We start from the raw sequence: 12,929 nt of genomic DNA on the forward strand, positions 1-12,929 counted from the left end.
TCACGGACTTTAGGCGCCCCCGGCTTTCATGGCTTGACGGGCGGTGTGTACAAGGCCCGGGAACGTATTCACCGCGCCATGGCTGATGCGCGATTACTAGCGAATCCAGCTTCGTGGGGTCGGGTTGCAGACCCCAGTCCGAACTGAGACAGGCTTTAAGGATTTGATCCGTTTTGCAAGGGACCGTCTCTCTGTACCTGCCATTGTAACACGTGTGTAGCCCCGGACGTAAGGGCCGTGCTGATTTGACGTCATCCCCACCTTCCTCACACCTTACGGTGGCAGTGTCCCCAGAGTGCCCAGCATGACCTGATGGCAACTAAGGAGAGGGGTTGCGCTCGTTATGGCACTTAAGCCGACACCTCACGGCACGAGCTGACGACAACCATGCAGCACCTTCACAGAGGCCCCGAAGGGCGTCATTGTCTCCAAATCCTTCCTCTGCAATTCAAGCCCGGGTAAGGTTCCTCGCGTATCATCGAATTAAACCACATGTTCCTCCGCTTGTGCGGGCCCCCGTCAATTCCTTTGAGTTTCACCGTTGCCGGCGTACTCCCCAGGTGGGATGCTTAATGCTTTCGCTTGGCCGCTGACCTATTCAGACCAACAGCGGGCATCCATCGTTTACCGTGCGGACTACCAGGGTATCTAATCCTGTTCGATACCCGCACTTTCGAGCTTCAGCGTCAGTTGCGCTCCAGTGAGCTGCCTTCGCAATCGGAGTTCTTCGTGATATCTAAGCATTTCACCGCTACACCACGAATTCCGCCCACTTTGTGCGTACTCAAGGAAACCAGTTCGCGCTGCAGTTCAGATGTTGAGCATCTACATTTCACAACACGCTTAATCTCCGGCCTACGCTCCCTTTAAACCCAATAAATCCGGATAACGCCCGGACCTTCCGTATTACCGCGGCTGCTGGCACGGAATTAGCCGGTCCTTATTCATAAGGTACATGCAAAAAGTCTCACGAGACTAACTTTATTCCCTTATAAAAGCAGTTTACAACCCATAGGGCCGTCTTCCTGCACGCTACTTGGCTGGTTCAGACTCTCGTCCATTGACCAATATTCCTCACTGCTGCCTCCCGTAGGAGTTTGGACCGTGTCTCAGTTCCAATGTGGGGGACCTTCCTCTCAGAACCCCTACTGATCGTTGCCTTGGTGGGCCGTTACCCCGCCAACAAGCTAATCAGACGCATCCCCATCCATCACCGATAAATCTTTAATCTCTTTCAGATGCCTTCTAGAGATATCATTGGGTATTAGTCTTACTTTCGCAAGGTTATCCCCAAGTGGTGGGCAGGTTGGATACGCGTTACTCACCCGTGCGCCGGTCGACGCCCATCAAAAGCAAGCTTTCGATGTCGTTTCCCCTCGACTTGCATGTGTTAAGCCTGTAGCTAGCGTTCATCCTGAGCCAGGATCAAACTCTCCATTGTAAAATATCATTTTTACCTAGCCTTGCGGCTTGGTTTGTTTGTTGTCTGTACTTAGGACGAATATCCTTTTCGTTTATTGAAGCTTAGTAAACCTGACTTGTCAATTGCTTGACGGTTCGTTTCTTTTACCCAGTCAACTTTCTTATTTCTAAGAAGTTAACCGCTTCTTGTACTACTTGTCTGTTTATGTAAAATCTTTCAAAGAACTCTTTCTTTCGTTGCTAAGAGAAAGTGTATTTCTCAAAAGCGAGTGCAAAAGTACTAACTATTTTTCATTCCACCAAATCTTTTCGCAAAAAAGTTCAGATTTTAGCCAAAATTTAACACATATAAACAATCAAACTCACTTTAAAGACTATTTTTCCCCATTACCGAGGATTACATAAAACTACATTTCAACTTAGCAAATACACCTGTGAAAGATTTTACTAGGATCATGTTGAATAGAGCGATATGCATATAAATTTTGCTTTACATATTATAATGTACGCGCGCACAATCATATTTTTTTCTATCTTATCTAACAATACTGCGTTAAATTAATATTTAATCGTCTGTAAATCAATAACTTATATTAAGAAATTCTTATGAAAACTTAACTATAAAAAGTTGGTCAAGTCGCTGATTTTCAGTAACTTTGCAAATCACGACAAACGCAAAATTATATGAATACAGGACTTGACCAATATATGGATATCTTTAAAGATGCAGTTGAAGATTCGGCTGCAAAGTTAACAAAAAGTTTCGAGAAAATACTCATCGAGGTGATAATTTTGTTCATGGTAATACCAAGAAAGATAAATTTCACCCAAATGGGGAGGTATGGCTCGCATGTTGAGCAAACCTATCGCAACGCATTCGGCTTAAAAAAGTCGAAAAGCATTGACTGGCTCAAACTTAATGTCTCACTTGCCAAGCGCTTCTTTGGTAAACAGGGAAGATGGGCTATTGCCATTGATCCCAGCTACATCAGCAAAGCTGGCAAGAAGACTCCACATATCGGTCGTTTTTGGTCGGGATGTGCACAGTCTGTTAAACATGGTCTCGAAATCATGGGTATTGGCCTCATTGATATTGATGCCAAAGACTGCATGATGTTAAAAGCACACCAGTCGCTAAGTAATAAAGAACTGAGTCTTAGAAACAAGACTATGGTAGATTTCTATATCAGCGTCATTAAGCGTTACCGCAAGGAACTTCTTAAACTCTCAACCCTCATAGTTGCAGATGCTTACTTCTCTACAAGTACATTTGTTAATGGGATAAAGAAAGAAGGGTTCTCTTTGATAAGCCGCTTTCGTGACAATGCTTGTCTCTTTTATGTCTATGCTGGTCCACGTACTGGAAAACGTGGTCGCCCAAAGACCAAGGATGGCAAGATTGATATGAAGAATCTTGACCTCACTCGAATGGAGAAGATGGAGATGAAAGATATAGAAGGAACAGCTTATACTTTGATAGCCTATTCCAAGGCACTCAGGTGTAAAGTTAGACTTGTCATCTGGCAGATGCCGAATGGCAAGAAGAAACTATTCTTCTCTACAGACACCTCACTTTCGGGTGAAGAAGTACTTCTTTATTATAGAACCAGGTTCCAGATCGAATTTTGCTTTCGTGACGCCAAAGGCTATACTGGTCTTATGGACTGCCAGGCTCGCGATAAGTGGAAACTCGATTTTGCTTTCAATGCTTCGTTCACATCACTAAATGTTGCCAAGGTAACTATGAAGGAGATGGGAATGGAATATTCTATGTCTTCATTCAAGTCACTGATGACCAATATTTATCTGGTGAAACGAATTTTTAAAGCAAGTGGGTACACCCCGAACCGAACTTTAATTAGCAAGATTTTCAAAGATCTCTCGTGCTTACAGCGTATAGCTGCTTAGCACATTATTGAATTATTAACGAACTATTGATCTAAACCAAACAAGCATAAATCCCTTAAATATTCTATACGGCTATGCACTTAACAATAAATCCACTTATTTTTCTATATTTTTTAATTCTTGGTTCCATTTCAGGAGCATTTTGTACTCTTTCTTGGTAATTCTCATGAAACTGCCATGCTGAGGAGCCGTAACTCCCTTAATGTCCACAGGATCAGAGAAATTACGAAGATACTTATCTGCCTTGCAGATATGGTAATGCTTAGGATGATCACTATATTGGATGTAAGCCACACGCCAAGTATCATCACCAATAAGCTGGAAGGCAGAACTTCCCTCTGTCAGTTTACTTCCCTCGAAACTTACGAAGTCATCATCGACAGGAGCGCTCCAACCATGATTGAGATATTTGCTGGTAGCAGTGAAGATACCTCTCTTTCCACCCTCTTTCTTAATGAGCATGTGATAGAGACCATCGCTCTTCAGGAAATTGATATCGGCATCGATGGTAGCATACCCCCAGTCGAAGAGTAGCTTAGGAGTGGTGAGTTTGGTAAAGGTCTTGTCAGCATAGCTGTAATACATGCGGTCGTACTTCTCCTCAGCACGGTTAAGCATGGAATAGTAAATCATGTATCCGCCCTTCTCACCGTTTTCCCAACAATAGTCAGGATCCCAGAAAATCTGAGGTGCCCATACACGGTTGATGGTGCTCCAGTCCTTATAAGGAGATGTAGCTGTGGCAGCATCGCAGAAGTTCTGCATGCCCTTGCGGAAATCGAAGGTAACGCTGGTCCAGTTCTTCAAATCCTTACTCTTCAGGAGATCGATGCCATAGTTGTCCCATTTGTGGCTCTTGCGCACGCACATATCGGTGGTAACCATGATGTATCCTTTGCCATTGTACATACGGGTGATGTAGGCATCACGGGTTCCGCCTTCAATGCGGGCATGCTCTTCTGGATTGAAGATAGGGTTGCCATCATTGATGTCCTGATAGTTGTAGCCATCACGGGAAATGGCATAGGCTGTCCACTCCCCCTTATCGCTCATGTGACAATAGAGATAACCATAATCTCCCTTTACAAGATTCTGTGCTGTCATTGGCATAAAGGCAGCCAATGCCAAAAGAACGGTTGATAATTTCTTTTTCATTTTCTGTTATTTCCTTAGTTTAATTATTATTAGTCGAAATATTGAGTGCAAATTTACACTTTATATTTGGGAATGCCAAATTATTAAGGAAAATATGGAGAGAAATCACGAATAAAACCCTTTTTTTGTTGATTATTATTCATAGGACAGGCGATGGAACCGCCTGGAACGGGGGCGGAACGAGAGTGATGAGGGCGGAACGAGGGAGAAGGAGAAAGAAAAAAGGGAGGAAAACCTCATCACTGAGGTCAACCTCCCTACACTTATAGTTAAAAATAACCGATTTATTTGTTCAGGAACTTATCTACCTGGGCAGCAATCTTTCTGCCGCTTGCCATGGCGCGTACTACCAGAGAGGCACCGCTTGCTGCATCGCCAGCCACGAATACATTCTCAGCAAATTCAGGCTGCTGTGGCTTCAGGAAGCCCATGGCCAGAAATACGGCCTCTGCCTTGATAATCTCCGGTTCGCCAGCCTCTACCATCAACGGGCGACCACCCTCTGGGTTTGGTTTCCAGTCGATAGGCTGAACCTTCACACCTGTCAGTTTGCCGTTTTTTCCCAGGAACTCCAGAGAGTTGATGTTCCAGCGACGGGTGCATCCTTCCTCATGACTGGAAGTTGTCTTCAGGGTGCGAGGCCAGTTTGGCCAAGGATTCTTAGGATCCTCCGGGCCTTCCACTGGCTTAGGCATGATTTCAATCTGGGTTACGCTCTTGCAACCCTGACGATGTGCGGTACCGATACAGTCGGAACCAGTATCACCACCACCGATTACCAGCACATCCTTGCCCTTGCAGGTAACCAGTTCGTCCTTAGAGAACTCCATACCGGCGAGGATACGGTTCTGCTGAGAAAGAAGTTCCAGGGCAAAATAAACACCCTTCAGCTCTCTTCCAGGAATCTTCAGGTCGCGGGCAGTTGGTGTACCGGTAGATACCACGTAGGCATCGAAGCCTTCCGGCAACTTGGTAACGTCAATATGCTGGTTGTATCTGAATTCAATACCCTCCTCTTCGAGAAGACGGAGACGGCGGTCGATGATGCTCTTGTTGAGTTTGAAGTTAGGAATACCATAACGCAAGAGACCACCAGCATTCTCACGTGCCTCGAATACTGTTACCTTATATCCCTTATGGTTCAACTGGTTGGCAGCTACCAATCCCGCAGGACCAGCACCGATGACAGCCACCGTCTTGCCATTACGCTCAGGAATCTCAACATGTACATAATCCTCAGAGAAGGCGTGCTCCACGATGGCACACTCATCCTCACGGTTGGTGGTTGGCTCATGATCCATGAGATTCAATACACACGCCTTCTCGCAAAGTGCAGGACAGATGCGTCCTGTGAACTCCGGAAAGTCGTTGGTGGAATTGAGGAGACGATAAGCCAGCTCCCAGTCGCCCTTGTAGAGGGCATCATTCCACTCCGGTGCCTTGTTGCCCAGCGGACAAGCCCAGTGACAGAAAGGCACACCACAATCCATGCAACGTGAAGCCTGCTGTCGGCGGTCGTTGCTATTCAATGTCTGTTCTACCTCGCTGAAGTCGAGGATTCTATCGTGAATTGGTCTATAACCTGCTTCCTTGCGAGGTATAGTCAAAAATGCTTTTGGATTTCCCATCTTTTTTCTAATTTTAAAATTAGTAATCTCGCTGCATATCCGCAATCTTCTGCTGCAACTTCTTTACCTGCTCCTCCTGGAGAACTCGCTTGTACTCGATTGGCACTACCTGGATGAAATCCTCTACGTAGTGGTTCCAGTCGTCGAGCATAGTACGGGCAAGCTTACTGCCGGTGTAGAGATAATGCTGACGGATCAGCTCGTGCAACTCCTTGCGATAGGTGCTATCCTCCACGAGATTAATCTCCACCATATCCATGTTACAGAAGTAATCGAAGTTGTGGTTCTTATCCCATACATAGGCAACACCACCACTCATACCAGCGGCAAAGTTACGGCCAGTTTCACCGAGCACTACTACTCTACCGCCCGTCATATACTCGCAGCAGTGGTCGCCAGCGCCCTCAATCACGGCGATGGCACCGGAGTTACGAACACCGAAGCGTTCACCTACCTTACCATTGATATACAACTCACCGCTTGTAGCACCATACAATCCGGTGTTACCGGCGATGATGTTATCCTCAGCAGAGAAGTTGCTGCGGATAGGAGGAAGGATGGAAACACGACCTCCTGAAAGTCCCTTGGCGAAATAGTCATTGGTCTCACCTTCGAGTTTGAAATCCACTCCCTTAACCAGGAAGGCACCGAAGCTCTGACCTGCAGAACCCTTGAACTTCACGTTCACGGTCTTGTCTGGAAGACCAGCCTCACCATATTTCTCGGCAATCATACCGCTCAGCATCACACCGGCAGCACGATCGGTATTCTTGATGGCAAAATCGAGGTTCACTTCTTCCTGATTCTCGATGGCACGCTGTGCACCACGAATCAACTGCTGGTCGAGTACATTGTCGAGGTCATGAATCTGCTCGGTAGTATGATAGAGCGAGCAATGACCTGTCTCACGATGCAAGAGACGAGAGAAATCGAGCAAGTCGGCCTTCTCCTTGATGCTCTTGGCCACCTCTGGCTCTACGGCATCCGAACCCTCGGTAGGAACAATCTCCTCATCCTTCTTGCGGACGATGAGCTCGGTATGACCGATGATATCGTTCAATGAGGTGTAACCCATCTCTGCCAGATATTCACGAACCTCCTCAGCGAGGAAGCGGAAGTAGTTGATAAGATACTTGTAGCTGCCACGGAAGTGCGCACGGAGCTTAGGATCCTGTGTGGCAACACCCATAGGACAGGTATTCAAGTTACACTTACGCATCATGACACAACCCAAAACGATGAGGGCTGCCGTACCGAAACTGAATTCCTCAGCACCGAGCAAAGCCATCAGGATGATGTCACGACCACTCTTCAACTGACCATCTACCTGCAGACGAACCTGTCCGCGAAGACCGTTTTTCACCAGTGTCTGCTGGGTTTCAGAAAGTCCGATTTCAGGAGAGATACCAGCGAAACGCATACTTGATGCAGGGCTGGCACCTGTACCACCCTCAGCACCAGAGATAACGATGAGGTCGGCCTTTGCCTTAGCCACACCGGCAGCGATGGTACCCACACCACTCTCAGCAACCAACTTCACAGAGATAGCCGCCTTAGGGTTTACGTTCTTGAGGTCGAAGATGAGCTGAGCCAAATCCTCGATACTGTAGATATCGTGATGAGGTGGAGGAGAAATCAAGCTGATGCCAGGAATAGAGTGACGGGTCTTGGCAATGACCTCGTTAACCTTGAAGCCAGGCAACTGACCACCCTCACCCGGTTTAGCACCCTGTGCCACCTTGATCTGGATTTCCTCTGCATTTACCAAATATTCAGTAGTCACACCGAATCGACCGGAAGCCACCTGCTTGGTCTTGCTTGAGAGGCTGATGCCATCCTGTGTAGAATGGAATCGCTCGTTATCCTCACCACCTTCACCGGTATTGCTTCGGGCACCGAGGGCGTTCATGGCGAGTGCCATTGCCTCGTGAGCCTCTTTGGAGAGGGCACCGAAACTCATTGCACCGGTAACGAAGTGCTTCACGATTTCCTCTACCGGCTCCACCTTATCTATAGAGATAGGATTCTTGCGGAAGCTGAAGAAGTCGCGGATGAAGATAGGCTCCTGCTTATCGTCAACGAGATGTGTATATTTCTTGAAGAGATCATAATCGCCCTTGCGGGTTGCGAGCTGCAGGGTGGCGATGGTCTCTGGGTTCCAAGCGTGCTTGATACCGTCCTTGCGGTAGTGGAACTGTCCCATACTTGGCAGGAACTCGAGCTTCTTGGTCTCGAATGCCTTGTCGTGCAGGCGGATGGCATCACGGGCGATGGTCTCGAGTCCGATACCGCCGATAGTGCTCACCTCTGTTCCGAAGTAGCTCTTCAGAAGGCTCTCGCTCAAACCGATGCTCTCGAAGATCTTGGCACCACGATAGCTTCGGATGGTAGAGATACCCATCTTAGCCATAATCTTGAACAAGCCCTTCTTCACAGCCTTGATGTAGTTCTGCTCGGCTGTATGGTAATCCTCCTGAATCTTTCCCTTCTTTACAAGGTCGTCGAGGATGGCGTATGTCAAGTATGGACAGAGGGCTGATGCACCGTAACCCAACAGGAGGGCTGCATGCATTACCTCACGAATCTCACCGCTCTCTACGATGAGGGCTGTCTGCACACGCTTGCCGGCATCAATCAGATAATGATGTACGGCACTCACGGCAAGCAGAGATGGAATGGCGGCATGAGTTTCATCCACGCCACGGTCGCTCAAGATGATGTAGTTGTAGCCATCATCCACGCTCTGGGCAGCCTGCTTGCAGAGTTCATCCAAAGCCTCGTGCAGTCCTTCTTCGCCCTTGGCGGTTTCGAAGAGCATGTGGAGTTTTACTGTATTAAATCCCTTGTAGCGGATATTCTGAAGGATATCCAGCTGGGTATTGGTCAGGATAGGATGTGGCAGACGAACCATCTTGCAGTTGCTCTCGTCTGGGTTCAGAATGCCGGAACCTACACGGCCGATATACTCGGTAAGACTCATCACGAGGTTCTCACGGATAGAATCGATAGCAGGGTTGGTAACCTGAGCAAACTGCTGACGGAAGTAGTTGAAGAAAATCTGTGGCTGGTCGGAAAGCACAGCAAGCGGAGTATCATTACCCATAGAAGCAGTAGGTTCCTGACCCTTGGTAGCCATTGGGATGATAGTACCGTCGATATCTTCCTCGCCAAAACCGAATTCCAATTCCTTGCGAGTGAGGTTGTCCACACCATTTTCCACCTTACGACCACTGCGAAGTTTCTCCAGTTCAATACGGTTGGTGTTCAACCACTGGCGATATGGATGCTGGGCAGCCAGGCGCTCCTTGATTTCACCATCGTAGTAGATCTTACCCTCCTGTGTATCGATGAGGAGAATTTTACCAGGCTGCAGACGACCCTTCTCGGCAATCTCTGTAGGATCGAAATCCATCACACCTACTTCAGATGCGACTACCATCATATCGTTCTTGGTGATGGTATAGCGTGCAGGGCGCAGACCATTTCTATCGAGCATACCACCAGCATAACGGCCATCGCTGAAGAGCAGGGCGGCAGGACCATCCCATGGCTCCATCAGGATAGAGTGGTACTCATAGAATGCCTTCAGATCCTCAGAGATAGGGTTCTTGTCGTTGAAGCTCTCAGGCACCATCACAGCCATGGCATGAGGCAATGACAGGCCGCTCATCACGAAGAACTCAAATACATTGTCGAGGCTGGCAGAGTCACTCATATCAGGCTGGACGATAGGAGAAATCTCACGGATATCGCCCAAAGCCTCGCTGCTCAACACACTCTCACGAGCCTTCATCCAGGCACGGTTACCACGGATGGTGTTAATCTCACCATTGTGGGCAAGGAGACGGAATGGCTGAGCCAGACTCCATGTTGGGAAGGTGTTGGTAGAGAAGCGGGAGTGAACCAGAGCCAGACCGCTTGTGAAATAATTATTGGTCAAGTCAGGATAATATTGGCGCAACTGGAGGCTGCTCAACATACCCTTATATACGATGTTCGAATTAGACAACGAACAAATAAAGAAATCAGGATCACTGACACGTTTCTCAATACGTTTACGGATAAGATAGAGGGTGCGCTCAAAGACAGGCACCTTATCATCTGTAACACCTGTGATAAACACCTGTTTGATAGCTGGTTCGTTACTCAAAGCAGCCTCACCCAAACAATCAGGGTTAGTAGGCACATTGCGGAGATGCATCAGCTGCAATCCCTCGCGTTCAATTTCCTCAATCATGATAGAGAGAATATCCTGCTGTTTCTTCTCATCCTTAGGCAAGAAGACGAGACCCGTACCATATTTACCTTTTTCTGGCACTGGGATACCCTGAAGAAGAATAAACTCATGTGGAATCTGGAGCATGATACCGGCACCATCACCCGTCTTGTTATCGGCACCCTCTGCACCACGATGACGCATGTTCTCGAGTACCTTCAAGGCGTTATCGACCAGCTCATGACTCTTGTTACCGTGGATATTCACCACCATACCTACGCCACACGCATCGTGCTCATAGGCTGAACTGTACAATCCTTTTTCCATTTCTTGTTCGTTTTATATCGGTTATTTCTAACTATTTTTCTTACTTAAATATGAAGTACAAAGTGATTCTTCACTCTCCACTCTTCACTTATTTATACGCCTGTTCGTGAACTCCCGCCACGGCTCTGCCGCTAGGGTCGTTCTGGTTCTTGAATGAGGCATCCCAGGCAAGGGCTTCGGCTGTAGAACATGCTACGCTAGGCACACTAGGTACGCTCTTGGCAGCGCTGTCGCTTGGGAAATGCTCGGCGAAGATAGAACGATAATAATACTCCTCCTTATTCTGTGGAGGGTTGATAGGGAATCGCTCAGCAGCATGCGCCATCTGCTCATCGCTGACGGCAGATGCGGTAATCTGCTTCAGGGTATCAATCCATGAATAGCCCACACCATCGGAGAACTGTTCCTTCTGTCGCCATGCCACTTCTTCTGGAAGCAAATCGGCAAATGCCTCACGAACCACCTTTTTCTCGATGGTCTTATCCGGACACATCTTCAAAACCGGGTTCATACCCATCGCTACATCCAGGAACTCCTTGTCGAGGAAAGGCACACGGCCCTCGATGCCCCATGCAGCCAAACTCTTGTTGGCTCTCAGACAATCGTAGAGATAGAGTTTACCCAACTTTCGTACGGTTTCCTCATGGAATGCCTTGGCATCCGGTGCTTTATGGAAGTAGAGATAACCTCCGAATACCTCGTCGGCACCCTCGCCCGAAAGCACCATCTTGATACCCATGCTTCGGATGACTCTCGCTAAAAGATACATCGGGGTAGATGCACGCACAGTGGTAACATCATAGGTCTCGATGAAATAGATGACATCACGGATAGCATCCAGACCTTCCTGAATGGTATAGTTGATTTCGTGATGCACAGTTCCGATGTGTTCGGCAACCAAACGTGCTTTTGCCAGATCAGGCGCACCCTTCAAACCAACAGCGAAGGAGTGCAGACGTGGCCAATATGCCTTGGTCTCTCCCCCATTCTCTACACGGGTAGAAGAATACTTCTCAGCTACAGCAGAGATGACAGAAGAATCAAGACCACCACTGAGAAGGACACCGTAAGGTACATCGCTCATCAACTGGCGTTTGACAGAAGCTTCGAGAGCATCATGGATTTCCTTTACCGCAGCTTTCTCCTGAGGTTCAGCATCCTTCAGCTGTTCTTCAGCCTTCTTGGCATCATCAATCTGATATTTTTTCTGCATGGCAGCATACTCAAACCAATCGCGTGTATAGTAACGCTTCATGCCAGGGTTCTTGCTATAATAATAATGGCCCGGGAGGAATGGCTCGTAGTGGTCGCACTGACCTTCCAGAGCCTTCAACTCGCTTGCCACCAGCACTTTTCCATCCTTATCATAACCAATATAAAGAGGAATAACACCGATAGGGTCGCGGGCGATGAGAAACTCATCACGTTCGGCATCGTAAAGGGCGAAGGCAAAGATACCGTTCAGCTCTTCAAGCATCTTGGAGATACGGGCGTGGAGCGCATCCTCACCTTTATATATTAAGGAATCAAAGTCGGAATCTGCTCGCATCTCACGATAGAGAGAAAGAATCACCTCACAGTCGGAACCGGTCTGATACTGGTATTTGCCGGCAAAACGAGCACGGATGTCCTGATGATTATAAATCTCACCGTTTACGGCAAGCACCTGTTTTTTGTCTGGTGCAAACAAAGGTTGGCGACCACTTTCAGGGTCTACAATACTCAGACGCTCATGTGCCAGGATAGCTGAACCACCACAGTAGATTCCACTCCAGTCTGGTCCGCGATGGCGAATCTTCTGGCTCATACGAAGCGCTTGCTGTCGCAATTCAGGAGTCTGCTCCTGAATATTGAAGATAGATACGATTCCACACATAAATCTTTTCCTTTCTTTTACGGTTATTTTTAACTCTTGTTCTCTCTTATTCACCTTGGCATGTCCAATCCATTCTTTTAGGAGCAAACCAAGCAAAAGCAAAGTTTAAAATTACTTTTTGCTATGTTTCGGGTGCAAAATTACAACTTTTTGTTAGAATAAAGAAAAGAATAGTAGCATTTTGTCTTTACCTTATCATAATAATAACATATTAACGCATATTAGATTAAAATATATAATAAACTGAAAAGAAAAAGACACTATTTAATTACAATCTGTAAAATACAATCATTTTTAAGATAAACAAAGCGTATCCAGGGCATATTATACGCTCATAGATATGCAACAAAGCATCCAGGGCATTATACACAGTTTCTTACCCCCATATCATACAAAG

Annotated in this window: 5 protein-coding genes and 1 rRNA gene (1 of these 6 running past the window's edge); 1 reads left to right on the forward strand and 5 read right to left on the reverse strand. The window is 47.1% G+C overall.

The annotated features are described in order from the left end of the window. A 16S ribosomal RNA gene (locus KUA48_RS05955) occupies window positions 1-1,441 on the reverse strand (it extends 91 nt beyond the left edge of the window). A gap of 665 nt (window positions 1,442-2,106) precedes the next feature. On the opposite strand from KUA48_RS05955, the gene KUA48_RS05960 reads away from it, so the two are divergent. After that, the gene (locus KUA48_RS05960; RefSeq protein WP_153093847.1) at window positions 2,107-3,330 is read left to right on the forward strand and encodes a transposase; all 1,224 of its coding nucleotides are present in this window, start codon (window positions 2,107-2,109) and stop codon (window positions 3,328-3,330) included. A 96-nt stretch (window positions 3,331-3,426) separates the two neighbouring features. On the opposite strand, the gene KUA48_RS05965 is transcribed toward KUA48_RS05960, so the two are convergent. The 4 genes from KUA48_RS05965 to asnB all read right to left on the reverse strand — a co-directional run bounded on the left by KUA48_RS05965 (window position 3,427) and on the right by asnB (window position 12,532). Further along, window positions 3,427-4,485 carry a glycoside hydrolase family 43 protein gene (locus tag KUA48_RS05965; RefSeq protein WP_218433615.1) on the reverse strand — a complete coding sequence of 353 codons (1,059 nt, stop codon included), beginning with the start codon at window positions 4,483-4,485 and terminating at the stop codon, window positions 3,427-3,429. A gap of 284 nt (window positions 4,486-4,769) precedes the next feature. Then, complete coding sequence (locus KUA48_RS05970; protein ID WP_218433616.1) at window positions 4,770-6,113, reverse strand: glutamate synthase subunit beta; 1,344 nt, start codon at window positions 6,111-6,113, stop codon at window positions 4,770-4,772. A gap of 19 nt (window positions 6,114-6,132) precedes the next feature. Continuing rightward, window positions 6,133-10,656, reverse strand: a complete 4,524-nt coding sequence (gene gltB, locus KUA48_RS05975; protein WP_218433617.1) for a glutamate synthase large subunit — start codon at window positions 10,654-10,656, stop codon at window positions 6,133-6,135. An 88-nt stretch (window positions 10,657-10,744) separates the two neighbouring features. Then, the gene (asnB, locus tag KUA48_RS05980; protein WP_118201470.1) at window positions 10,745-12,532 is read right to left on the reverse strand and encodes an asparagine synthase B; all 1,788 of its coding nucleotides are present in this window, start codon (window positions 12,530-12,532) and stop codon (window positions 10,745-10,747) included. Window positions 12,533-12,929 lie beyond the last annotated feature (397 nt).

It is taken from the genome of Segatella copri, from assembly GCF_019249795.2.
GTDB lineage: Bacteria > Bacteroidota > Bacteroidia > Bacteroidales > Bacteroidaceae > Prevotella > Prevotella copri_B.